This window comes from Aquirufa nivalisilvae, from assembly GCF_003143535.1.
In the GTDB taxonomy this organism is placed as follows: Bacteria; Bacteroidota; Bacteroidia; order Cytophagales; family Spirosomataceae; genus Aquirufa; species Aquirufa nivalisilvae.
Window position 1 is genome coordinate 2,261,568 of sequence record NZ_CP029346.1, and the last position, 24,430, is coordinate 2,285,997.

Genomic DNA, 24,430 nt, shown 5'->3' on the forward strand with positions numbered 1-24,430 from the left:
ATTAAAACGTATGCAAAAGACCTAAGAGTACAAATATCAAACCAATGAATGCAGAAACTGCCCCAATGGCTCCCAATCCAAAAATGGAAAGAATGATACCAATAATCAATAATATAACTCCAATTTTCACTTTGGAATCCCAAGATGAAGGACTAGATGCTTGCTTTTGTTTCTTAGCTTGTGCTTTATATTCCTTAATCTGGGTTTTAAGCTGAGCTTTGAATGCTTTTTTATGTTGAATCAACTCTTTTTTCTCCATGTGTTTCATGGATTTCACTTCTTGATTCAAAGCTGTTAACTCGGTAATAAGCTTAGCTTCTTCAGGTGTATTCGCTTGAATAGGTAAGATTTCTTCCGAAAGCTCATTTGATTGACTAACCAATAATTGGGGTTCTTCTGCTTTTACTGGGCTAACAATGGCCTTAGTAGTAGGCTGAGCTTGCTGATAAACAGCAAAATAAGCTCCTTTATGTGAACAAGAAGCAATGAATAAAGTTAATGCGAGAACGATTAGATTGTTTTTCATAATTAAATTAGGCTACAACTTTCATTTGATGGAACACTGTTTTTTCGAATTTCAATTTAGCATATGCCAAGTCCACTTCAAAATTTGAAATGTTTGTTTGAGAAGGAATATCAAACATGGCATCTGTCATGATGGCTTCCATAATGGATCTCAAACCACGCGCACCCAATTTGTATTGCATCGCTTGTTCTACCATGTAAGTTAAAGCTTCTTCGGTAAACGTCAGCTTTACGCCTTCCATGTCAAACAATTTTTCATATTGCTTAACAAGCGCATTTTTAGGTTTAGTCAAAATAGCTAATAAGGCTACTTGATCTAATGGGTTAAGGTAGGTAATCACTGGCAGACGACCTAACAATTCAGGTATTAAGCCAAATGATTTCAAATCTTGAGCCGTCACGTATTTCATGATTTGATCCTTTTCAAACGAATCATGAAAAGTATCATCTCCAGAAAATCCAATTGGACGAGCATTTAACCTTTTAGAGATATGTCGACCGATTCCGTCAAATGCCCCACCACAAATGAACAGGATATTCTCTGTATTTACGGCAATCATTTTTTGATCTGGGTGTTTTCTACCACCTTGAGGGGGTACATTGACGATGGAGCCTTCTAATAATTTCAATAAGGCTTGCTGTACACCTTCACCTGATACATCACGAGTAATGGATGGGTTATCTGATTTACGTGCAATCTTATCGATCTCATCAATGAAAACAATACCACATTCTGCCTTAGCTACATCGTAATTAGCAGCCTGCAAAAGACGAGTCAAAATAGTTTCCACGTCTTCGCCTACATAACCAGCTTCCGTAATGACGGTCGCATCTGCAATGCAAAAGGGTACTTGAAGTTTCTGAGCTAGTGTTCGCGCCAAATAGGTTTTACCTGTTCCGGTTTCACCTACCATCAAGATGTTTGATTTCTCAATTTTCACATCCTCTTCATTGCTTGGCTGCATCAAACGCTTATAATGGTTGTACACCGCCACCGAGAGATGTCTTTTAGCTTCTTCTTGCCCAATGACATATAAGTCTAAATGCTCCTTTAAGTCTTTGGGTTTAACTAACTCAAACTGCTGTTTGGAATTCTTTTTATTAACTACTGGAGCTCCTAATTCTTCTTTAATGACTTCATAGCCTTGTTGCAAGCATTGGTCGCATATTTGTCCATCGATTCCCGATAACAAAATACCGACCTCTGCTTTGTTGCGGCCACAAAATGAACAATTATTATTCTTTTTGGGATTTGCCATCCTTACACATTACGAGTTAAAATTTCATCAATCAAACCATACTCTTTGGCTTCAGCCGCCTTCATCCAATAATCACGATCAGAATCACGCTCAATTTCTTCAAAGGTTTTTCCAGAATGCTTGGCCAAGATATCGTATAATTCCTGACGAATTTTAACGATTTCACGAGCCGTAATTTCGATATCGCGACTTTGTCCTTGAGCTCCACCTGAAGGTTGGTGAATCATCACGCGGGCATGTTCCAATGCAGAACGTTTACCAGCAGCTCCTCCAGCTAATAATACAGCTCCCATGGAAGCTGCTAAAGATGTACATACAGTAGCTACTTCTGGACGGATATAATTCATTGTATCATAGATACCTAAACCCGCGTATACGGATCCACCTGGACTATTGATATACATCACAATATCCTTTTTGGCATCGGTGGATTCCATAAATAACAATTGAGCCACAATGATGTTGGCCATATAATCATCCACAGGCACGCCCATGAATATGATGCGATCCATAATCAAACGTGAAAACACGTCAATTTGAGCAAAACGCATCGGACGCTCTTCAATGATGTATTGGGTCATGTCGTCAATACGATGATTCACTTGGCTACCCATTTGATTCATGTATTGATCAACGGCTAAACCGTTTAAGCCTTTATGGTGTACCGCATATTTGCGAAACTCGTCTCCTGATAATTCCTTGGGATACATAATTTTTAGTTTAAGATTCAAATTTAAAATAAATGTCGGATTAATTGCGAGCAATTAGCTGGTAAACCAAATTTTGAAATGCTTAGTTCACACAAAACCCCGTAAAAACGGGGTTTTGAAAATTCCAACAAATAACCTTCACTACAAGGCTGCAGCGATTTCTTTGAATTTATCCACATCAATTTTAGAAACTTTGTGTGGGATTTTCTCAACGATTACAGAAGATACCTTATCTGCAAAAGCTTGATTGTACAAATTCATGAAATTATCAGACTTCGATTTATCACTTAAATAACCCATGGCTATTTTCTCAATCATCTCTTCAATACCAGGTTGGTCAGCTGATAAGTAACCGCCAAATTGTTGACGCACCATATCTTTCGCTTTTTCTACTACCTCAGCATATTCCACTTTTACTTCAAATTTCTCAGCAATTTCGTTTTTGATTAGGTTCCAACGGATATCCTTTTTCACATTATCAAAATCTTGATCAATTTGCTCTGGAGTAAATTTACCTTCATTGATACGTACTAACCAATTACGTAAAAATGCTTCTGGCAAATCAATTTTCACTTGATCTAACAAGGCTTTTTCAGCATCAATACGTAACAAATAATTAGCTTCACGCTTGTAGTTATCTTGAACAATCTCAATTAATTGCTCACGGAAACTTGCTTCGTCAGTAGCTTTGCCAGCTCCTAATACTTTATCAAAAAATGCTTGATCCAAATTGGCAGGAACTGAACGCGTGATATCTTCAACTACGTAAGAAACTTCTCCAGTTAAATCACCCACTTCTTCTTCTTTCTTGCCAGTTGCTAATGCCAACGATTTAGCATCATTGAATACTTTATCAATAGCAAACTTCAAGGTATCTCCTACCTTAGCACCTATGAAAATCTTTTTCGATTTATCATTAATAGAATGCAATGGAATGGCTGATTTCTCTACCCACTCACCTTGCGTAAAAGTACCGAACACTAAATCACGATCCTCTACCGATTCTGGATGAGTCTGCTCTCCAAATTGCTTTTTCAAGTTCTCAATCGTTTCCTCGATCTCTTTTTTATCGGCTTTGATTTCGTAAGAATTAACGGTTTTGATTTTATCTAAATCAACCGAGAACTCTCCGTGGAAACCTAAATCGTAATGGAAAGTAAATTCTGTATCTTTTTCCCAGTCGATAGCATCTGCCTCTTCTACTGCAGGCATTGGCTCTCCAACTAAGTTTAATTTATTTTCTTTGATATAATCACTTACTGCATGACCTAATAAATGATTGATTTCTTCCACTAAAATGGATTGTCCTGCCAATTTCTTGATTAATGGCATTGGCACCATACCTGGGCGAAAACCTTTGATGCTCGCCTTTTTACGGTAATCTTTTAATTTAGTTTCTACTTTTTCTTGGTAATCAGCAGCTGAAACGACAACAGTCAAACGACCTTCTAAATCATTTGAATGGTTGAGCGAAATATTCATATGGAAGTATTTAAATTTTTTAATTAAAAAAAGCCCCCAATACCTTATGGTCTTGAGGGCTTGCCGATGGTACGGGCGGAGGGACTCGAACCCCCATGCCTCGCGGCGCCAGATCCTAAGTCTGGTATGTCTACCAATTCCACCACGCCCGCTTGCATTTGGAGGTGCAAAGGTAATTAGCAAATTTAAGTATTCCAAAACACTTGGAAAATTTATATTTGCCATCGCTTTTTCGTCTCATGAATTGAAAAAGAAATCGCAAATTTTAACAGCTTTTAAGATTAAATGCGATAATTGTAAGCTTTTCTGAGCTATTTTTAGAAATTCAATTCAACCATGAAACAAGAAACAACGCACCATCACACCAATTGGAAAGTTTGGTATCTATTGCTTGGCCTATTCGTGGTATTCATCGTTCTATTTTTTGTGATTTTTAGCGCCATATTCCAATAAACATGCATCAATTAGACTGGATAGTACTACTATTAACCATCGGCGGAATTGTGCTCTATGGAAGTTGGAAAGGCCGAGAAGCTAAGCATTCATTAAAGGGCTTCCTTTTGGCGGATCGTGAGCTACCTTGGTATCACATTTTGTTATCGGTCATGGCCACACAGGCCTCAGCCATTACTTTTTTATCGGTTCCAGGACAAGCCTATACGGATGGCATGCGTTTTGTTCAATTTTATTTGGGTCTACCCATTGCCATGATTGTGCTATCTGTCACCTTCATTCCTCAGTATTATCAATTAAAGATTTTTACGGCTTACCAGTTTCTAGAAGAGCGATTTGATTCAAAAACACGAATATTAACTAGTTTTTTATTCTTAATCCCACGGGCCTTATCAACCGGAGTCACCATTGCCGCTCCATCCATTATCTTATCTACTTTATTAGGGTGGGATTTAACTTGGACCAATTGTATCACTGCAGCTGTAGTAACTTTCTATTGTATATTCGGAGGTTCCAAAACCATTTCATACACTCAATTATTGCAAATGGGTGTAGTTTTAGCCGGCATGGTCATTGCTGCCATTTACATCATTCAAGCATTACCCCAAGAAATAGGCATGAAAGAATCCTTACAGCTTGCTGGTAAAATGGGGAAAATCAATTTAATCGATTGGAAATTTGACATCAATAATCGGTATACCATTTGGTCAGGTATCATTGGTGGATTCTTTTTACAGCTCTCCTATTTTGGCACTGACCAAAGTCAAGTAGGTCGATATCTAACTGGACATACAGCGAATGAAAGTAAGAAAGGTCTATTATTGAATGGTTTTCTAAAAATCCCCATGCAATTTTTCATCCTATTGGTCGGTATTTTAGTTTTTGTTTTTTACCAATTCAATCAGGCACCCATATTTTTCAATAAAAGTACGGAGCTAAGTTGGAGTACCGCCAAGGGGCATGAGGCAATTGATCAAGAAAACAAACAGATTTTCATTCAAAAAAAGCAGACGGAAACTGCTTTAATACAGGCTATTTCTCAAGAAGAATCAGCCAAGATTCCAGCTTTGAAATCGAAGATCATGGATTTGCATGATCAACAAGCTAAAGTCAAGGAAAAAGCTGTTGAATTATTGAAATCACAAGGTAGCAAAGCTGAAAGTCAAGATACCAATTATATCTTCCTCCGTTTTATTGTCGATCATTTACCCATTGGATTAGTGGGCTTTTTAATCGCCATGATCTTATTAGCTTCCATGGGTTCCATGGCCTCAGCTTTTGGCTCATTGACTTCCACGGTCATGGTGGATATATACCAAAGATTCATCAACCAACATGCCAGCAATGAACATTATTGGTGGTCATCCAAATTAGTTACTTTGGCTTGGGGAATTTTCTGCTTGATTGTGGCGCAATTTTCTGTCAATATGGGCAGCTTAATCGAAGTAGTGAACATCTTAGGTTCCTGGTTTTATGGAACCATCTTGGGGGTATTCTTATGTGCCTTCTACTTACCTAAAACACAAGGGTCACATGTTTTTTGGGCGGCAATAATAGCGGAAGCATTTGTAATATATGCTTGGAAAATAGACCTAATGGCTTTCTTGTGGCTAAACGTGCTAGGTTGTGTCATGGTTGTTGCTTTAGCTTTTATCTTCCAAAGCATTGGTCAACTAACTAAGGCAAAACCTTAATGTCGAACTTCACTGGAATGACCGGCTTTTCGTCATAAGATTTGGCATTAAAGATGGAATCTACAACAGCCATTCCTTTTGTTACTTTACCAAATACCACGTATTTCTTATAGAATCTTGCTGCTTGTTCGGTATCAGTAACTATAAAAAACTCGCTGGGAGAGGATGCTTGTTCTGGGTTTCCTTCGTCATAACGAGCCATGGCAAGACTTCCCCGTACAGGCTTTAATTCGTCGATATATTCTGCGGGAACCAAATAATTCAATCGATCACGATACTCTCCTCCTCCTTGAATTCCTGTCACATAAACGATTCGATAAAAATATCGATCTTCGAAATAACCCATTTTTACTAAACGGATAAAATTCAGTCGGTGCAAGGGAGTCCGAGGGTCTAGCTCCATTTCAAAATCCCCAAGTCGAGTAGTGACAAGTACCTTATTTTCAGTCCATTGATCCGCTCCTTTTTGCAAAGATTCTTTTACGTGAACGGGATCTAAATTCCAATTGGATTGACAAGAAAACAGACAAAAGGCAAAAAATAAAATAAGTATACGCATAAAAAAAGGGGGCCTAAAAGCCCCCTAATTTAATTTAAATATCTGGTTTATGCAGAATGGTTAACTTTCTTTCCGAAGAAGTATAATCCAACAAACGCTACGATTAAGATAGCAGGGAAAATCAACATATTAGAAAGAGTAGCTTGTCCAGCAGCCAAATCAGCTGCATCACCAGCTAAACCAGTTGCTTCTGCTGCCACTTTGTTTTCTTGAATCCAAGCTCCAATGATAGGTTGGAACATAGAAGAAGAGAACATACCGATACCACCCAAGATTGATAATCCAAGCGCACCAGTTTGAGGCATTGTCTCACTTACATATCCTAACATGTTTGGCCAGAAGTAGCAAATACCTAAGGCAAAAAATACAGCTGCTACGTATAACATAGAACCGTCCATAGTAGACATCATGTATAAACCAATAACACCAAAGATGGCAGAACCTAAAAGTACACCAACTGTATTTAATTTATGGATGATTGGACCTGCGAAATAACGACCAACCGCCATTAAACCTGTTACAAGAGCTAAAATCAACATAGGACTAGCACCAGCTTTAGCTAAGATTGGACCAACCCATTGCTGAGGACCAAATTCAGAAATTGCTGTTAAAGCCATACATGCTGCCATGAATAAATATAATGGATTCAACATAGCTTTGAAACTATCCAAAGCATTCTCAGCACCTGCACGAGGCTTAGGGAAAGCTTGACCGTAGAATAACACAGCATAAATAGCAGTAGGGATTAAAATAACCCAAATTTGTGCTTGCCAAGGCATAGACGCATCCGTCATAAATTTAGATATCAATGAACCAATCACGATACCACCTGGGAACCACATGTGAAAACGATTCAATTTGCTGTTAAAATCCAATCCTGAATAAGAATCAGCAATCATTGGATTACAAGCTGCTTCTGTACATCCGTTACCTAAACCAATCAATAAAGTTGAAATCAACAAAGTATCATAACCCGTGGCATAAATAGTTAATAAAATACCAATGGTATGGGCGATCAAGGCAATTTGCATGATCAATTTGGGTCCAATGGCTGAATAGAAAACCCCACCAAGAATCATGGATATCGGGAAACCTAAGAACCACATTTGGTTGATATGTCCTAATTGGACAGTATCTAAGCTTAATTCTGCTCCTAACTGCGTTAGAATACCTGCTCTAATGCTAAAAGAGAAGGCCGTCGTGATAAGCGCAAAACAGCTAGCATAAAATAGACGATTTGCATTAATGGTTTGACTCATAGTTGTTTAGATTTAGTTAAAGGGTGAAACAACGTTTTTTCTTGAAAAATTAAAAATTAACATTAGAAAAATCATGTCAAAAAAACGAAAAGATTTTCAAAGTTTCCTATTAAATTGAAAATATTTTTAATATTTCATTAATTCTACAGCGCTTTTAGCTCAAATTAGTATATTTAGAGTCAATTTTTTAAAAAAATCTAAATCAATATAGATATGATTCAGGGAGGATCTTCCACACAGGCTAAAAACCGTCAAGGCAGAAAAATCCGTATGGGGATGATTGGTGGTAGTTTAGAAGCATTTATTGGTGCTGTTCATCGTCGTGGTTCTCAATTAGATGGAGAAATAGAATTAGTATGTGGTGCATTTAGCTCGAGTGCTGAAAAATCCAAAGCCACGGGTGCTGCATTATATTTAGAACCTAGTCGTGTATACGGATCATACGAAGAAATGATTCTGAAGGAAAAAGCATTACCTGAAGGGGAGCGCATGGATTTTGTATCCATCGTTACGCCAAATCACTTGCATTTTCCTGCGGCCAAAATGGCTTTAGAAAATGGATTTCATGTGGTTTGCGATAAGCCGGCTACTTTAAATTTGGAAGAGGCAAAGGAATTAAAGAAAATCATTGAGGCTTCGGGGTTAATTTTTGCTTTAACGCATAATTACACGGGTTATCCTATGATCAAAGAAGCGAAGCATTTAGTAGATTCAGGTGAATTAGGCGAAATCCGAAAAGTGATCGTGGAATATCCACAAGGTTGGTTAATTGATTTGGTAGAAGCAACTGGTCAAAAGCAAGCGGCATGGAGAACCGATCCGGCTCGTTGTGGAGCTGCTGGGGCCATAGGTGATATCGGTACACATGCTGAAAATTTAGCTGAATACATCACAGGTTTACATATCGAAGAATTATGTGCTGACTTAACCATTTTTGTAGATGGTCGTCAATTGGATGATGATGGCAATATCTTAATCCACTATAACAACGGAGCTAGGGGCGTTTTGCATTGCAGTCAAATATGTAATGGAGAAGAAAACGACTTAAACATTCGAGTGTATGGTTCTAAAGCCGGAATTGTTTGGCATCAAATGGACCCGAATACCTTAATCATTAAATCTAGAGATGGAGGTAGTAGGACCATACGTACCAATGTGGGTAGTCTTTCTGCTCAAGCGCAAGCTCACACGCGTCAACCAGCAGGACATCCTGAAGGATACGTAGAGACCTTCGCTAATATCTATCGCAATTTCGCTTTTGCTCTTCGTGCACGTTGGGAGGGAAAAGAGCAAGATCCTTTGTACGATTTCCCAGGAATTGATGAAGGAATAAAAGGGATGGCATTCATTGAAAATGTGGTTAGATCATCCAGAGACAATACAAATAAGTGGACCAAATTTGAAATTTAATATAGAATAACATGACAAAAATTAAAGTTGGAATCGTAGGAACAGGCTTTATTGGACCTGCTCATATTGAGGCATTAAGACGATTACCGAATGTGGAGGTAGCTGCACTTTGTGAGGTTACCATTGAATTAGCAGAAGCTAAGGCCAAACAATTGGGGATTCCTCGTTGGTATACATTTGATGAATTAATGAAACAAGATGACATCGAATGCGTACACATTTGTACTCCTAACTTCTTACACTACTCTCAGTCGAAAGCGGCCTTATTAGCTGGCAAACATGTGGTTTGTGAAAAACCTTTGGCTAAAGACTTGCATGAAGCAGAAGAATTAGTGGAATTAGCTGCAAAGTCAGGTAAAGTGAATGCGGTTCACTTCAATTTACGTTACTATCCTTTGGTACGTCAAATGAAAACTATGCGTGAAAAAGGAGATTTGGGTGATGTATATTCTATCATTGGTTCATATTTACAAGATTGGTTGTTTTATGAAACAGATTACAACTGGCGTTTAGAACCAGATAAATCAGGTGATTCACGTGCCATTGCTGATATTGGTTCGCACTTAATGGATATCATTGAATACATCACAGGTTTAAAAACGGTAGAAGTGATGGCCGATTTCAATACGGTACACCCTACACGTAAGAAGCCATTGAAAGCAATTGAGACATATTCGGGCAAAATGCTTCAACCAGAAGATTATGCGGATGTGAATATTACAACGGAAGATCATGCCAACGTGTTATTACGTTTTGATAATGGCAACCGTGGATCTATTACGGTATCTCAAGTATCAGCAGGACGTAAAAACCAATTGAAATTAGAGATTTCAGGATCTAAGAAAACTTTTGCTTGGAATTCAGAAGCTCCTAACGAAGTTTGGTTAGGAAATAGAGATCAAGCGAACCAAGTATTGATGCGTGATCCATCATTAGCCTATCCTGAAGCTTCAGCCATCATGACTTTCCCTGGAGGACATAATGAAGGTTTCCCAGATACTTCGAAGCAATTATTCAAGGAAGTTTATGCGGCAATTGAGCAAGGCAAGCAACCAGAAAAGCCAAGCTATCCAACCTTTGCTGATGGATACCGTGAATTATTGATTTGTGAAAAAATTCTTGAAAGTACCCGCAAACAAGCGTGGGTTAAAATTTAATTACTATGCAAACCATCAAAGGACCTGCTATCTTTTTAGCCCAATTTTTGGGTGATGAGGCTCCATTTAATACATTAGACGGAATTACAACCTGGGCTGCGGGCTTAGGATATAAAGGAGTTCAAATCCCATCTTGGGATCCTCGCTGCATCGATTTACAAAAAGCGGCGGAATCGAAAACATATTGTGATGAATTGAAAGGAATGCTTGCAGCTAAAGGCTTGCAAATCACCGAACTTTCTACACACTTACAAGGACAATTAGTAGCTGTTAATCCTGCTTACGACATCATGTTTGATGGATTTGCTCCTGATTCGGTGAAAGGAAATCCAAAGGCTAGAACTGAATGGGCTGTTCAACAATTGATGTATGCAGCCAAAGCGTCAGAAAACTTAGGTTTGAGCGCGCATGCTACCTTTTCTGGTGCCTTGATGTGGCATACGGTATATCCTTGGCCTCAGCGTCCTGCGGGATTAGTGGAACAAGGTTTCGCCGAATTGGCTCGTCGCTGGACTCCTATTTTGAATCAATTTGATGAATGCGGAGTAGACCTTTGTTATGAAATTCACCCAGGTGAAGATTTGCATGATGGGGTTTCATATGAGATGTTCTTAGATGCAGTAAAAGGACATAAGCGTGCCAATTTATTGTACGATCCATCCCACTTTGTTTTACAGGCTTTGGATTATAAGCAATACATTGACTTCTACCATGAGCGCATCAAAATGTTCCATGTGAAAGATGCTGAGTTTAACCCAACAGGGAAACAAGGTGTTTATGGAGGATATCAATCATGGATAAACCGTGCGGGTAGATTCCGTTCATTGGGAGATGGCCAAGTGGATTTCAAAAGTATCTTTTCTAAATTAACTCAATACGGTTACGATGGTTGGGCTGTTTTAGAATGGGAATGCTGTATTAAAGATCCGGTACAAGGAGCTACTGAAGGTGCTCCATTCATTGCTAACCACATTATCAAAGCTACTGAAAAAGTATTTGATGATTTTGCAGGTGGTGGTGCTGATGAAGAGTTCAACAAGCGTGTATTAGGATTATAAGAATAAAGCGATTCATGCTTTTACCAGCTTTTTGCTTAAACGCTGTCAAGGTTCCAAACCTTGACAGCGTTGTAAAAGCATGAACGATTTTAAAAGAAATAAAATTATCTTATTTCTAGAATTACCAATTAACTGATTTCTTCAGTTATTTATCAATTCCAACAAGTCTTTTTTGATTAAAATTCCCTAGCTTTCGGCAAGGCTGTCAGCGTTCCAAACGCTGCCAGCCTTAGGGAAAAATGCATTATTTTTCAATCACCGTTCCCAGCTCTTGGGATATGTTTTTTTGGATTTCCTTATAATGAATGAAGTCTAATAATAAAGCATTCATAGTATCCGCATCCCCCTGAAAAGATTCCATTTTCTCCAAGGTCTCATGCAAATGTTGATCGTTATACACTTTTCTTAAACGCAATACATTTTTAAAAGCTAAATCCTCTAACATTTCATCTTCCAACTTCACGCGAATATCATGCTTGTCCTTCCAAACATCCGATAAACTATGCTTGCCAGCACTGATATCTATGGCAAATTTTTGAATCTCTTCATTTTGGTGATGTAAATAAAACTCAGGAGCAGGGAAGCGATGTTGGTTAAATTCCGCTTTACATATCTCCAATATCTCTTCAAAAAGGGGTGTTTGAAAATGTGTTCCTTCCAACTCTTCAATCAAATACTGCATCAAAGTAACCCCTGGAGCCTTGGATGGACTAATTTCCAAATGACCAAAACTAACCAATAATCGTATGCATTCCGACTCTTGATAATAAGCTAAATTTGATTGCGTTTCAGTCGCTGCTTGGCCCGTAGGTTCAATGATTTCTTGAATCTCCTGCCAAGTTTGATTCGAAATAGATTCTGAAGCATTAGCTCCTGCCCCACCCCGCTGTTTCAGATTCTTTAAGTGAATTTTATTCAATTCAGCCAACAACACATCCTCATCCAAACGCATTAGAGAAGCCGTTTTTTGAACAAATAAACTGCGCTGAATGGCATCTGGAATCTTGGAAATACTTTGAACCATTTCCTTAATCAATTCAGCTCGCTTAAAAGGATCATCGCCTGCTTCCTTTAAAAACAAATTGGCTTGAAAAGATATAATATCCTTCGATTCTGATTTGATGTATTCTAAAAATGCCTCATAACCAACCTTTCTAACAAAACTATCAGGATCTTGGCCTTCCGGGAAAACGACTAAATTAACTTGCAAGCCTTCTTCCAAGATCAAGTCCATACCTCGTAAGGCAGCTTTGATCCCAGCGGAATCACCATCGTACAATACAGTAACATGCTGGGTAAATCGACCAATTAGTCGAATTTGTTCCACTGTCAGTGAGGTTCCTGAAGAGGCTACCACATTTTTAATGCCTGCTTGGTGCAAGGAAATAACATCGGTATATCCTTCCACTAAGTAGCAAATATCCTTAGCTCTAATCTCATTTTTTGCCTGAGAAATACCATACAAAGTAGCCGATTTATGGTAAACCTCCGTCTCAGGAGAATTCAGGTATTTGGCTTGATTTTTGGTATCTGATTTTAATATTCGAGCGCCAAAGGCAATCACTTTTCCTGCTACACTATGAATAGGAAAAATGACACGATTGCGAAAACGATCATAAACTTTCCCCTCTTCATTTTTCTGGGTCACTAAACCTGCTTTTTCGATGATTTCTTGACTAAAACCATGCTTAATAGCTGTTTTATAAAAGATATCCCAAGATTCAGGACTATAGCCTAAGTCAAAAGTTTGCAAAGTGGAATCTGAAAATCCCCGCTCTTTAAAATAGGGAATGGCAATGGATTTGCCCTCAGGAGATTCTATTAACTGTTTTTTAAAAAAGTCTTTGGCATATTCCAAAATGATCAACAAACTCTCCCGCTCGTTCTGACGAACGATTTGGTCATCTGTTAATTCTTCTTCCTGAATGTCTATGCCGTATTTTTTGGCTAAATGCCTTAATGCCTCTCCATACCCCAAGCCCTCAATATCCATGATAAAACGGACAGAATCCCCAGCTTTACCACAACCGAAACATTTATAGATTCCTTTACTTGGAGATATAGAAAAAGAAGGAGTCTTTTCCCCATGAAATGGACAGCATGCCCAATAGTTGGCACCTTTCTTCTTCACCGTCACATAATCGCCCACCACGTCCGCAACAGCGGCCGCTTGTTTGATTCGTTCGACGGTTTCAGGATCAATACGCATGAAATTACAATAATAAACCCGCTAATGTGGCAGATAAATAACTAGCTAATGTCCCTGCAATTAAGGCTTTAAAACCTAATTTGGCTAAATCACTTCTACGAGAAGGTGCTAATTCCCCAATACCCCCAATTTGAATAGCCACAGAGCTAAAATTGGCAAAACCACATAAGGCAAAACTGGTAATAGCAATGGTTTTAGGATTTAACGTATCCTTCACCTTCATCATATCTAAATAGGCCACAAACTCATTCACAACCATCTTCTTACCCATCAAGGCCCCTGCCACTTCAATATCAGCTGAAGGTACACCCATCGCAAAGGCAAATACAGAAAATACTTTGCCTAACAATAAATTCATGGACAAAGTCGGCATACCAATCCAATTACCAATATGACCCAAGCCTAAATCCACCAAGGCAATCAAGGCAATAAAACCAATTAACATAGCAATCACATTCAAACCTACTTTTAATCCCTCGCTAGCTCCTGCAGCAATGGCATCCACCAAATTGGCATGTGACTTTTGTTTTTCCAATTTAACAGCACCCTCTGTTTCTGACTTCTCTGTTTCTGGAAATATAATTTTTGAAATAACTAAGGCTCCTGGAGCTGCCATTAAACTAGCCGCCAATAAATAAGCCGCTGGCACACCTAATGAAATATACACCGCCATAACACCACCCGCAATACAAGCAAAACTCCCTGTCATAGAAGCCATCAGCTCACTATTGGTCATATTCTTCAAATAAGGCTTTATCATGATTTGAGCTTCAACCTGGCCAACAAATGTGGAAGCCACATTAGATAAAGCCTCCGCTCCACTAACGCCCATCAACCAGTGAACCACCTTTCCGATAGCGGCAACGACACGCTGTAATATGCCCAAATGATAAAACATGTTCACCAAAACCGCCACAAAAATGATGGTTGGAACTACTTTGAAAAAGAAAATATAATCATTGCCAGAACCAAAAGCACGCGACATCAAGTCGCGATTAACTAATGACCCAAACACAAATTGAGCTCCTTTATCAGCTTGACCTAATAAAGTATTGATTGAATCTCCTAACCATTGGAAAATTGCCTGACCAGTATCCGTTTTAAGAATAAAAACGGCCAAAAAAATTTGCAAAAGCAAACCGACACCCACTGTACGATAATTAATCGCCTTCCGGTTGTTTGACATTAAAAATGAAACTCCCAGAATTAAAATAATCCCCAATAGCCCCGTAAATCTTTCCATAATGTTATATTGATGTTCGTGTATGCCTAAATTTTACCTTCCAATGTAACTGTAAATTGATCAAATGGCAATTGACTTACCAAATCATCTTCTTTTATTTCATAAAATGCCTGATGAATATTGAAAGGATCATTACTTTCCACCTTCCAATAAGACCCATCTTCCTGCATTTCGTAAGAATTTATAGTATCTCTCAAATTCCACAATAAAATGGTAATGGCCATATTCTTGGCTCTTGGGTTGACCAATTCAAACAAAGATTCGATTCGGCGATCAAAACTACGCACCATGACATCAGCTGAACCACCATATACTTTAGGCTCTCCAGCATTATGAAAATAAAATATGCGCGTATGTTCCAAATAATTCCCAACAATGGATTTGATGTAGATATTTTCTGATAAACCTTTTCTTTGAGGTCTCAAACAACAAATCCCTCGAACTATTAACAACACGGGCACACCTGCTTGGGATGCTTCGTACAGCATTTCCATAGTCTGGGTGTCTTGCAAGGAATTGATTTTCAAGCAAATACCAGAAGGTAAGCCATTTTGATGATTCTCCATTTCTGTACGAATCATTTCCAGCAATCGATTACGCATATCACGAGGAGCCGTAATCAAATGCTCATAATGGGTCGGCATGGAATGCCCCGTAATAACATTGAAAAACTCGGAAATATCTTGAGTAATCCGACTATCCGTAGTCAATAATCCTATATCAGTATATAACTTAGCCGTATCCTCATTGTAATTTCCAGAGGACAAATGCGCATAACTCATCACATAATTTCCTTCATTACGAATGACTTGCAATAATTTGGTATGAGTTTTCAAACCTGGAATACCATAAATCACAAAGCAACCTGCCTTTTGCAATTTGGTGGCTTCTCGGATATTATTTTCCTCGTCAAATCGTGCTTTTACCTCAAACAATACCGAAACGTGTTTACCTTGTTCTGCAGCGCGCAATAAAGCATGCGAAATACGAGAATTTTTTGAAATGCGATATAAGGTAATTTTAATCGCTAAAACATGGGGATCATCAGCTGCCTGGTCCAGCAATTGTACCACAGGATCAAAATTATTGTAAGGGTGATGCAGTAAAATATCACCTCGTTTCATGGTTTCAAAAATATCATCAATCTTAACCGACTTCAATCCTAATGCTGGAACTACAGGAGGATTGGCGGCCATTTTCCCCTTAAAATCTGGGTGTTTGACAATTTGCCAAAATGCTGTAAAATCCAAAATGGATGACTTGATGAAAATATCTGACTTCTCTAATGACCAGCGCTTTAACATTTCTTCTAAAAGAAATTCAGAATGCTCCTTCTCCACCTCTACCCGAGTTACTCGGCCTAAACGACGGTCTTTAATCTTCTTTTTAATCTCGTCTACGAAATCAATTTCGGCATCTTCATGCTCCACCACATCAAAATCTCCATTTCGAGTAATCCGGAATAAGGTGGTAAATTCAATTTCGACATTACGATAAAGAACTTGTAAATGATGACGAATTAATTGTTCAATGGGTAAAAACAAGACTTTATCATCGCGTTCAATCACGTAAAAACGAGCCAAATTCAATGGAATTTGAACAAAGGAAATCTTTTTGTCTTTTTCCGACTTATGTTTTCCGTGATTTTTTTTATCTGATGTACCTACTGTGACAACTCCAAAAATCAAGGTTTTGGCCAACAAACTTGGGAAAGTATGTGTATGGTCAAAAACCATAGGTGTTAACATCGGGTAGATAGTACGGTGAAAATATGTTTCCACTTCTTGCATTTCTTCCGATGTCAGATCATCTAAATTAGCCATTAGAAGACCATTTTCCGGGAAAAGTGGTAAAATTTCCTCGACAAACAAGCGATGTTTTTCTTGACTAAATTCTTGAGCTGCAGCGATTAAGGTCTGTTTAAAAGGAATTTCTCTTAAACCTGAATAATCTGTTCGCTCTTTACCGAAATCAATGTAATTATATAAAGAACCAATTCGAATGGTAAAAAACTCATCTAAATTAGAAGCTGTAATGGCTAAAAATTTTAGACGATCAAACAAGGTTCTTTGACTATCCCTGGCTTGATCTAGCACACGTTCATCAAACTTCAACCAAGATAAATCCCTCGATATAAACTTAGATTTAGCAATGATATCCTTCGATTTCTGCATTGCTTTTTCCACTTTACGAGAAGAGTCTCTTGGAGCCACCAAATTGATCTTCCAATTCTTAGGCTTTAGTAATGACAAAAGATTCCCTGTGGAGGAATCTTTTGTATCGCTATGTTTGACTGCTTTATTCGAATGATCCATTGTTTATTTAGGCATTTGATTGTTTAATTGCTTCATAATCTGAACCCAACCGGCCTACTTCTTGAAGTAGATATCGTTGAAGCTCTGCATTAAAAACTTTCTTTTCCTCTTCGTCTAAACTGGCGTAAAAGTCCTTTAATTCTTGATTAATGGCATTTTTCTCAGCTTCGTCGGCCGCATTAATGGCCCTAACGTGATAAGACTTAAAATCAAACTTCATACTCTAAACGTCTACTTTGGCGTATTTAGCATTTTTTTCAATGAAATCTCTACGTGGCGCAACTTCATCTCCCATCAACATCGAGAACAATAAATCTGCTTCAATGGCTGAATCGATGGTTACCTGCTTCAAGGTTCTTGATTCTGGATTCATTGTAGTTTCCCACAATTGCTCCGCATTCATCTCTCCCAAACCTTTATAACGCTGAACACCTACATTATCTTCCTTTCCACCGCCAGCTAATTCTTGTACAGCTTGATCACGTTGATTTTCAGTCCACACGTAACGTACATTTTGACCTTTTTTCACTTGGTACAATGGAGGTTGAGCAATATAGATATAGCCATTATCCACCAATGGACGCATGTAACGGAAGAAGAATGTCAAAATCAAGGTACGAATGTGGCTTCCATCCACGTCAGCATCCGTCATGATGATGATCTTGTGATAACGTAATTTATCTATATTCAAGGCCTTCTCATCTCCATCCTTACCAAAAAAGACTCCCAAAGCGGTCATCATATTTTTGATCTCCTCATTCTCATAGATACGATATTCTTGTGCCTTTTCAACGTTCAAGATTTTACCTCGCAATGGCAAGATAGCTTGAAATGCACGATTACGTCCTTGCTTGGCAGTACCACCCGCCGAGTCTCCTTCGACAAGGTATAACTCACAAATTTCAGGATCAGAATCTGAGCAATCGGCCAGTTTACCAGGCAACGAGTTAGAACCTAAAACCGTTTTTCTTTGAACCATTTCACGTGCCTTACGAGCAGCATGTCTCGCTTGAGCCGCTAAAATAACTTTAGCTACAATCTGACGAGCCTCTTTAGGATGTTCTTCTAACCAAGACTCTAACATGTCTGACATAGCCGCAGAAACCGCTCCAGATACCTCACCATTACCCAATTTGGTTTTGGTTTGTCCTTCAAACTGAGGCTCGGCAACTTTCACGGAGATAACAGCCGTTAGACCTTCTCTAAAATCATCTCCTGCAATATCAATCTTAAGCTTTTCTAAAGCACCTGATTTATCCGCATAGTTTTTCAACGTACGAGTCAAAGCTCCTCTAAAACCAGCTACGTGGGTACCTCCTTCAATGGTATTGATGTTGTTCACATAGGAAACCACATTTTCAGAATAAGAGGTATTGTACAACATGGCTACTTGAACTGGAACCCCATTTTTATCACCTTCCATGTAGATCGGCTCTGCAAATAAAGGCTCACGAGTAGCATCTAAATAAGTGACAAATTCACGCAAACCACCTTCAGAGAAAAACTCCTCCGATTTAGCTACACCATTTTCATCCAACTCCCGCAAATCCGTTAAAAACACGCGAATACCAGCATTCAAAAAGGATAATTCACGCAAACGACCTGCTACTGTTTCATATTTGTATTCAGTAACGGTAAAAATACTTTCATCTGGTTTAAACAAAACGGAAGTACCTGTTTTATCTGTTGTACCTACTTCCTTTACTGGATATTGAGGAACACCAATTTTATATTCTTGCTGGAAAATCTTTCCTTCTCTTTGAACAGTTACCTTCAAATCAGTAGATAAGGCATTCACACAGGAAACACCGACCCCGTGAAGACCCCCTGAAACCTTGTAAGTATCTTTATCAAATTTACCCCCAGCATGTAACACGGTCATTACTACTTCCAAAGCTGAACGCTTCTCCTTCGTATGCATGCCTGTTGGGATACCACGACCATTATCTTCTACCAAAATAGAATTATCGGTATTGATGGTTACTTTAATCAAATCACAATGACCCGCTAAAGCCTCATCAATGGAGTTATCAACAACCTCCCAAATCAAGTGATGTAGACCTTTAAATCCGGTATCACCGATGTACATGGATGGACGCTTACGAACCGCCTCTAAACCTTCTAAAACTTGGATATTATCTGCACCGTAATTTGCTCTATCTTGAGCCGCCGAATCTTGTGCTTCTGACATAATGATGTGTAAAAGGGTTAAATGAAGAACTACCTATTTCCATAGGGCAGTCCTCGAAAAATTCTTGAATTAATTTTTTAAAAATAAGGATTTTTTCCCTGAAAAACTAGTAATTCTTCAGGGAAAAAATACACAAATTCTTAATGTTTGAAATGGCGAATTCCTGTCATGACCATAGCTATTTGATTGGCATCACAGAAATTAATGGAATCTTGATCCTTGATAGATCCTCCTGGCTGAGTAACAGCCACAACGCCTGCTTTACTAGCAATTTCGACACAATCTGGGAATGGGAAGAAGGCATCAGATGCCATCACTGAACCTTGTAAATCAAAGCCAAATTCTCTCGCTTTTTCAATGGCTTGTTTCAAAGCATCCACACGTGAAGTTTGACCAACTCCCGAAGCCAACAATTGGCCTTCTTTCGCTAATACAATCGTATTCGATTTGGTATGCTTACAAATCTTCAAAGCAAATGCCAAAGCTCTTTTTTGCTCTTCAGTAGGTGCCAAAGTCGTAACTGTTTTAAAATCAGCCACACCTTCCATCACCAAATCCTTATCTTGTTCTAAAACCCCGTTCAACAATGTCTTGAACATTACCTTAGGGAATTCAACTTGATTTCTCTTCAAAAGAATGCGATTCTTCTTTGTTTTTAATATCTCCAATGCCTCCTCCGTAAATGAAGGTGCAATTAAAATTTCACAGAACAAGGGATTAATGGATTCTGCAGCGGCCTTATCCACTTCTTGATTCGTAGCTAATACGCCACCAAACGCCGAAACTGGATCGCAAGCTAATGCTTTATCATAAGCTTCCTTAACTGAACTTCCTGTTGCCACACCACAAGCATTCATGTGTTTGATGATAACAAAGGCCGTTTCTTCAAATTCATCCAATAAAGACAAACAAGCATCTACATCCACTAAGTTGTTGTACGACAACTCTTTCCCATGCAATTTGTCAAACAACGCAGCTAAATCACCATAAAACTTACCTTGTTGATGAGGATTTTCTCCATAACGCAAGGAATGAGATGGCAACGTAGTATAATTCGCTAAATCAGCTAATTCACCTGCGAAATAACGCTGAATAGCACCATCATAATGTGAGGAAACGGCGAATGCCTTTTGAGCAAAACTTCTTCTTTGCTCCAAGGTAGTACCAGCACCATTCACTTCAAAAATGGAAGAAACTTCAGCATATTGATCTCTTGAAGATACTATTAATACATCAGCAAAATTTTTCGCTGCTCCACGAATCAGTGAAATACCTCCTATATCAATTTTTTCAATAATATCTTCATCAGAAGCACCTGAAGCTACTGTTTCTTCAAAGGGATACAAATCCACCATGACCAAATCCAATGCTGGAATTTCATATTGTTTAGCAACTTCCACATCGGAAGCGTTATCACGACGGTATAAAATACCTCCAAAAACTTTGGGGTGTAAAGTTTTCACACGACCACCAAAAATAGAAGGATAACCGGTTAAATCTTCTACCGCTATGACAGGTATACCCAAATCTTCAATAAATGATTGAGTTCCTCCAGTAGAATACAAGGTCACTCCTTCTTCATGAAGCTTTTGAATGATAGGGGCTAAACCATCTTTGTAATAAACAGAAATTAAGGCTGATTGAATTTTTTTAATCGACATGGGGCTTGGAAATAAATGAAGCCACAAAGGTACGAATTAAAACAAAAACCGACTAATGAAAATGTGAATGCTTGTTTGGGTATTTTGATTGAAATAACTCGGTAAAAAGATTCCCACCTCTCTTTTCAAAAAAAAGGAATCCATTCCTAAAAATGGATTCCCTAGAATTCTATAATTAATTTAGTTTTTGGCTTTTTTATTCAATGCTTCATAACGTAATAAGCCTTCTAAATAGTAATAATCAGCATACACTAAAGGCACATCGATTTCCGAATTCAAAGACTTTGCTCCCACACAATGCTTAATTAAGAAATTATTATTCTCTCCCAATGATGCACGATAGGCAGGACTAGACAATGAACTTAACATCGTCACAGCATCCTGATAATAGCGCTTGCCTTTTGCACCTGAATAGGTACTCAACTCGAATAAAGCAGATGCGGTAATTGCTCCCGCAGAAGCATCCCGCTCTTCATTGGGGATATTAGGTGCGTAAAAATCCCAATAAGGTATTTTATCAGCAGGTAAATTCGGATGGTTCAAATAATAATCAGCAATCTTTTGAGCAAAATCCAAGTACTTCTTATTCTTAGTCTCCCGATACATGGTCGTAAATCCATAGATAGCCCAAGCATGCCCCCTAGTCCAGGTCGACTCATCTTGGTACCCTTGATGCTGTTTTTTAGCAAGTACTTTTCCTTCTTCATCATATAATATCACATGATAGCTGGAATAATCTGGTCGGAAATGATTTTTAATAGTGTTTTCAGCATGGGTAATGGCTATATCATGAAAACGCTTATCCCCAGTCTCACGAGATGCCCAAAACAATAGCTCCAAGTTCATCATATTGTCAATGATAACGGGATATTTAAATCCTCCCTTAAAGCTATTCCAAGATTTGATGAGTCCTACTTTAGGGTCAAAGCGGGTTGCTAATGATTTAGCCGATTGAATTAAGACCTGCTTGGCTTGAGGGTCTTTGGTTAAACGCAATTGATTTCCGAAGGAATCAAACATCATAAATCCTAAATCATGAGTTCCCGTATTGAATTGCTCTTTCTTAACTGCCGCAGTCCATAATCGAGCAGCCTTCTCCCATTGTGGATCTTTTGTTTTCTCATACAAGAACCAAAGGCTTCCTGGAAAAAAACCAGAACACCACCAACCAGAAGGTAAATTTCGATAGGTTCCATCTGGACGAGCAGAATGGACTGTGGTACTCGTATCTGGATGATCAGCTAACATTCGTTGATACTGTTGACCTGCCAAAGCAAACTGCTTATTGACATCAATTTTCTGGGCAAATAGTCCTGTGCTAAGGAAGCACAAAATTAGATAGACATGTTTCATTGGTTTGTATGTTGTTTCAAAGATGTAAGCATTCAATTTAACGGCCCCATCATCCATCATTTATAATTTATAATTTACCATTTACTATTCATTACCTTCCCATCCAGCCTCCATCTACTGTTAGGATAGTACCATGTACATAATTGGATGCTTCTGAGGCTAAGAACACCAATGGCCCTTTAAAATCATCAGGGCTCCCCCACCTTCCAGCTGGGATTCGACTTAAAATAGAAGTACTTCGATCGGGGTCATCACGAAGTGCAGCAGTATTATCTGTGGCAATATATCCGGGAGCAATGGCATTGACATTAATTCCTTTGGAAGCCCACTCGTTGGCCAATGCCATGGTTAAACGGGCAATTCCTCCTTTACTGGCTGCATATCCCGGCACATTGATTCCACCCTGAAAACTTAATAAAGAGGCTGTAAATATAATTTTACCCGAGCCTTGTTTCAACATAATTCGACCAATCTCTCGGCTCAAAATAAACTGGGAAGTTAGATTTACTTCTAATACTTCATCCCAATATTCATCGGAGTGCTCTGCCGCAGGATCTCGTAATATCGTACCGGCATTATTGACTAAAATATCAATTCTTGGAAAATCGAAGCTGACATTTTTGATGAGTTGATACAAAGATTCTCGATTGGAAAAATCGGCTTGGTAGGCTTTAAAGTTTCTCCCCAAAGAAAGCACTTCTTTCTCGATTTCGGAACCACTTAATTCTAAATTAGCTGATACTCCGATGATATCCGCTCCTGCTTCAGCTAAGCCTAAGGCCATAGCCTTACCTATTCCTCTTTTACATCCTGTTACTAAAGCTACTTTTCCACTTAAATCAAACATCTTGGTTTCAATTTTACATTCAAAAGCCGAATCTTGATTAAAATTACTCAAAGTTCTAAAATACGTCTTAAAAAGGATTTTAATCGATTTTTATCAATCAATTGATATTAATTCAAAACTTGATTTAGCGCAAGTATTTTAATAATCAAAAGTTGCAATTTTAAATTTCAAATTGACAACAATATGACAAAAAAATCGAATCATGTAGTTCCTACGCTTTCAGGAGGTTGGTCAGTTAAAAAATTAGGCACTTCCAAGGCAATAAGGAATTTCGATAGCCAAGAAAAAGCCATCGAATACGGGCAAAAGCTAAGTCAAAATCAAAAGACCGATTTTTATATCCATAAAAAGAATGGCATGGTACAGAACAAATACTCTTTCAGTACCAATAAATAATAATGGATTTTGAGAAGAATATTTTTATCAATTGCCCAATTGATCAAGAATTTATTGATAATCTCTTAAAGCCCATTTTGTTCATCGTAATAAAAAATGGATTTAATCCTCGATTGTCACTGGAAATTTCAGATTCAGGTCAATCTAGACTTTTGAAAATTACAGATATAAATAAAAATTGCAAGTACAGTATTCATGATATTTCAAAAGTCAAATCTAAAGCAATTCATGAATTTTCCCGAATGAACATGCCATTTGAACTAGGCATTGACTATGGAATTAGATACTCAGGATTAGAGACCTTTGTAGCTAAGCATTTTTTGATACTTGAGGCTGAAAAATATGAATATATGCAGGCATTATCGGATATAAGTGGTTATGATACCAAAGCCCATAAAAATGAAACAAAAGAGCTTTTTAAATGTCTATATTCCTGGTTCAGTGAAACTTTAAAAATAAATAGACAAGATCCCCCAAAGAAAATATTTGATGACTTTATGCAATTCAATTCATGGCTATTCAATGAAAAGCTATTTCAATATAAAAATGAAATTATAGCATTGGATTATATTCAAAACATTACCATTCCAGAATATATTCAGGAAATAAAAAATCAATTTTAAATCAATTGTAAGTGCTTAATTGATTT

20 protein-coding genes and 1 tRNA gene are annotated in these 24,430 nt (G+C 38.1%); 6 read left to right on the forward strand and 15 right to left on the reverse strand.

The features are described from left to right. Window position 1: 1 nt before the first annotated feature. From HME7025_RS09695 to HME7025_RS09715, 5 genes are all read right to left on the reverse strand, one after another. Window positions 2-526, reverse strand: coding sequence for a hypothetical protein (locus HME7025_RS09695; protein WP_109323444.1), 525 nt, complete (start codon window positions 524-526; stop codon window positions 2-4). Between the two features lie 7 nt (window positions 527-533). Continuing rightward, window positions 534-1,784 (reverse strand): ATP-dependent Clp protease ATP-binding subunit ClpX, encoded by a 1,251-nt coding sequence (clpX, locus tag HME7025_RS09700; RefSeq protein ID WP_109323445.1) that lies wholly within the window; start codon window positions 1,782-1,784, stop codon window positions 534-536. A gap of 2 nt (window positions 1,785-1,786) precedes the next feature. Then, window positions 1,787-2,494 (reverse strand): ClpP family protease, encoded by a 708-nt coding sequence (locus HME7025_RS09705; RefSeq protein ID WP_109323446.1) that lies wholly within the window; start codon window positions 2,492-2,494, stop codon window positions 1,787-1,789. Between the two features lie 141 nt (window positions 2,495-2,635). After that, entirely contained in the window at window positions 2,636-3,976 is a 1,341-nt protein-coding gene (locus HME7025_RS09710) for a trigger factor (RefSeq protein WP_109323447.1), read from the reverse strand. 67 nt (window positions 3,977-4,043) lie between these two features. Beyond that, window positions 4,044-4,128 (reverse strand) — tRNA-Leu (locus tag HME7025_RS09715). Between the two features lie 303 nt (window positions 4,129-4,431). On the opposite strand from HME7025_RS09715, the gene HME7025_RS09720 reads away from it, so the two are divergent. Beyond that, window positions 4,432-6,123: a sodium:solute symporter gene (locus tag HME7025_RS09720; RefSeq protein ID WP_109323448.1), complete on the forward strand. Its 1,692-nt coding sequence runs from the start codon at window positions 4,432-4,434 to the stop codon at window positions 6,121-6,123. Here HME7025_RS09720 and HME7025_RS09725 read toward each other — a convergent pair. Further along, window positions 6,107-6,682, reverse strand: coding sequence for a peptidylprolyl isomerase (locus tag HME7025_RS09725; protein ID WP_109323449.1), 576 nt, complete (start codon window positions 6,680-6,682; stop codon window positions 6,107-6,109). The two genes, HME7025_RS09720 and HME7025_RS09725, sit on opposite strands and share 17 nt — an antisense overlap. Window positions 6,683-6,729: 47 nt before the next feature. After that, a complete protein-coding gene (locus tag HME7025_RS09730; protein WP_109323450.1) occupies window positions 6,730-7,941 on the reverse strand; it encodes an MFS transporter in 1,212 nt (403 codons plus the stop codon). 270 nt (window positions 7,942-8,211) lie between these two features. Here HME7025_RS09730 and HME7025_RS09735 point away from each other — a divergent pair, with 270 nt between their 5' ends. From HME7025_RS09735 to HME7025_RS09745, 3 genes are read left to right on the forward strand one after another with little or no spacing between them, the layout of a single operon-like run. Beyond that, window positions 8,212-9,351 carry a Gfo/Idh/MocA family protein gene (locus tag HME7025_RS09735; RefSeq protein WP_109325374.1) on the forward strand — a complete coding sequence of 380 codons (1,140 nt, stop codon included), beginning with the start codon at window positions 8,212-8,214 and terminating at the stop codon, window positions 9,349-9,351. Window positions 9,352-9,362: 11 nt separating this feature from the next. Then, entirely contained in the window at window positions 9,363-10,508 is a 1,146-nt protein-coding gene (locus HME7025_RS09740; RefSeq protein WP_109323451.1) for a Gfo/Idh/MocA family protein, read from the forward strand. Window positions 10,509-10,513: 5 nt separating this feature from the next. Then, on the forward strand, window positions 10,514-11,566 hold the full coding sequence (locus HME7025_RS09745) for a sugar phosphate isomerase/epimerase family protein (protein ID WP_109323452.1): 1,053 nt from the start codon (window positions 10,514-10,516) through the stop codon (window positions 11,564-11,566). 244 nt (window positions 11,567-11,810) lie between these two features. Here the strand turns inward: HME7025_RS09745 and dnaG are convergent, their stop codons facing one another. From dnaG to kduD, 8 genes are all read right to left on the reverse strand, one after another. Next, the gene (gene dnaG / locus HME7025_RS09750; RefSeq protein ID WP_109323453.1) at window positions 11,811-13,775 is read right to left on the reverse strand and encodes a DNA primase; all 1,965 of its coding nucleotides are present in this window, start codon (window positions 13,773-13,775) and stop codon (window positions 11,811-11,813) included. 4 nt (window positions 13,776-13,779) lie between these two features. Then, window positions 13,780-15,018, reverse strand: coding sequence for a NupC/NupG family nucleoside CNT transporter (locus HME7025_RS09755; protein ID WP_109323454.1), 1,239 nt, complete (start codon window positions 15,016-15,018; stop codon window positions 13,780-13,782). Window positions 15,019-15,044: 26 nt separating this feature from the next. Continuing rightward, on the reverse strand, window positions 15,045-17,333 hold the full coding sequence (ppk1, locus tag HME7025_RS09760) for a polyphosphate kinase 1 (protein WP_109323455.1): 2,289 nt from the start codon (window positions 17,331-17,333) through the stop codon (window positions 15,045-15,047). 7 nt (window positions 17,334-17,340) lie between these two features. Further along, the gene (locus HME7025_RS09765; protein ID WP_109323456.1) at window positions 17,341-17,553 is read right to left on the reverse strand and encodes a hypothetical protein; all 213 of its coding nucleotides are present in this window, start codon (window positions 17,551-17,553) and stop codon (window positions 17,341-17,343) included. Between the two features lie 3 nt (window positions 17,554-17,556). Further along, complete coding sequence (gene gyrB, locus HME7025_RS09770) at window positions 17,557-19,524, reverse strand: DNA topoisomerase (ATP-hydrolyzing) subunit B (protein ID WP_109323457.1); 1,968 nt, start codon at window positions 19,522-19,524, stop codon at window positions 17,557-17,559. A 140-nt stretch (window positions 19,525-19,664) separates the two neighbouring features. Next, entirely contained in the window at window positions 19,665-21,185 is a 1,521-nt protein-coding gene (purH, locus tag HME7025_RS09775; RefSeq protein WP_109323458.1) for a bifunctional phosphoribosylaminoimidazolecarboxamide formyltransferase/IMP cyclohydrolase, read from the reverse strand. Between the two features lie 180 nt (window positions 21,186-21,365). After that, window positions 21,366-22,538: a glycoside hydrolase family 88 protein gene (locus HME7025_RS09780; protein ID WP_109325376.1), complete on the reverse strand. Its 1,173-nt coding sequence runs from the start codon at window positions 22,536-22,538 to the stop codon at window positions 21,366-21,368. Window positions 22,539-22,629: 91 nt separating this feature from the next. Then, window positions 22,630-23,385, reverse strand: coding sequence for a 2-dehydro-3-deoxy-D-gluconate 5-dehydrogenase KduD (gene kduD / locus HME7025_RS09785; protein WP_109325378.1), 756 nt, complete (start codon window positions 23,383-23,385; stop codon window positions 22,630-22,632). Window positions 23,386-23,568: 183 nt separating this feature from the next. Between kduD and HME7025_RS09790 the strand changes: the two genes are divergently transcribed. Further along, a complete protein-coding gene (locus HME7025_RS09790; protein WP_109323459.1) occupies window positions 23,569-23,781 on the forward strand; it encodes a DUF2188 domain-containing protein in 213 nt (70 codons plus the stop codon). 2 nt (window positions 23,782-23,783) lie between these two features. Next, window positions 23,784-24,404: a hypothetical protein gene (locus tag HME7025_RS09795; protein WP_109323460.1), complete on the forward strand. Its 621-nt coding sequence runs from the start codon at window positions 23,784-23,786 to the stop codon at window positions 24,402-24,404. Window positions 24,405-24,430: the final 26 nt, after the last annotated feature.

What these genes read in the sequence shown, in the direction of transcription:
- HME7025_RS09695 (WP_109323444.1), bottom strand. Translation starts at nt 526, where the DNA reads ATGAAAAACAATCTAATCGTTCTCGCATTAACTTTATTCATTGCTTCT.
- clpX (WP_109323445.1), bottom strand. Translation starts at nt 1,784, where the DNA reads ATGGCAAATCCCAAAAAGAATAATAATTGTTCATTTTGTGGCCGCAAC.
- HME7025_RS09705 (WP_109323446.1), bottom strand. Translation starts at nt 2,494, where the DNA reads ATGTATCCCAAGGAATTATCAGGAGACGAGTTTCGCAAATATGCGGTA.
- HME7025_RS09710 (WP_109323447.1), bottom strand. Translation starts at nt 3,976, where the DNA reads ATGAATATTTCGCTCAACCATTCAAATGATTTAGAAGGTCGTTTGACT.
- HME7025_RS09720 (WP_109323448.1), top strand. Translation starts at nt 4,432, where the DNA reads ATGCATCAATTAGACTGGATAGTACTACTATTAACCATCGGCGGAATT.
- HME7025_RS09725 (WP_109323449.1), bottom strand. Translation starts at nt 6,682, where the DNA reads ATGCGTATACTTATTTTATTTTTTGCCTTTTGTCTGTTTTCTTGTCAA.
- HME7025_RS09730 (WP_109323450.1), bottom strand. Translation starts at nt 7,941, where the DNA reads ATGAGTCAAACCATTAATGCAAATCGTCTATTTTATGCTAGCTGTTTT.
- HME7025_RS09735 (WP_109325374.1), top strand. Translation starts at nt 8,212, where the DNA reads ATGGGGATGATTGGTGGTAGTTTAGAAGCATTTATTGGTGCTGTTCAT.
- HME7025_RS09740 (WP_109323451.1), top strand. Translation starts at nt 9,363, where the DNA reads ATGACAAAAATTAAAGTTGGAATCGTAGGAACAGGCTTTATTGGACCT.
- HME7025_RS09745 (WP_109323452.1), top strand. Translation starts at nt 10,514, where the DNA reads ATGCAAACCATCAAAGGACCTGCTATCTTTTTAGCCCAATTTTTGGGT.
- dnaG (WP_109323453.1), bottom strand. Translation starts at nt 13,775, where the DNA reads ATGCGTATTGATCCTGAAACCGTCGAACGAATCAAACAAGCGGCCGCT.
- HME7025_RS09755 (WP_109323454.1), bottom strand. Translation starts at nt 15,018, where the DNA reads ATGGAAAGATTTACGGGGCTATTGGGGATTATTTTAATTCTGGGAGTT.
- ppk1 (WP_109323455.1), bottom strand. Translation starts at nt 17,333, where the DNA reads ATGGATCATTCGAATAAAGCAGTCAAACATAGCGATACAAAAGATTCC.
- HME7025_RS09765 (WP_109323456.1), bottom strand. Translation starts at nt 17,553, where the DNA reads ATGAAGTTTGATTTTAAGTCTTATCACGTTAGGGCCATTAATGCGGCC.
- gyrB (WP_109323457.1), bottom strand. Translation starts at nt 19,524, where the DNA reads ATGTCAGAAGCACAAGATTCGGCGGCTCAAGATAGAGCAAATTACGGT.
- purH (WP_109323458.1), bottom strand. Translation starts at nt 21,185, where the DNA reads ATGTCGATTAAAAAAATTCAATCAGCCTTAATTTCTGTTTATTACAAA.
- HME7025_RS09780 (WP_109325376.1), bottom strand. Translation starts at nt 22,538, where the DNA reads ATGAAACATGTCTATCTAATTTTGTGCTTCCTTAGCACAGGACTATTT.
- kduD (WP_109325378.1), bottom strand. Translation starts at nt 23,385, where the DNA reads ATGTTTGATTTAAGTGGAAAAGTAGCTTTAGTAACAGGATGTAAAAGA.
- HME7025_RS09790 (WP_109323459.1), top strand. Translation starts at nt 23,569, where the DNA reads ATGACAAAAAAATCGAATCATGTAGTTCCTACGCTTTCAGGAGGTTGG.
- HME7025_RS09795 (WP_109323460.1), top strand. Translation starts at nt 23,784, where the DNA reads ATGGATTTTGAGAAGAATATTTTTATCAATTGCCCAATTGATCAAGAA.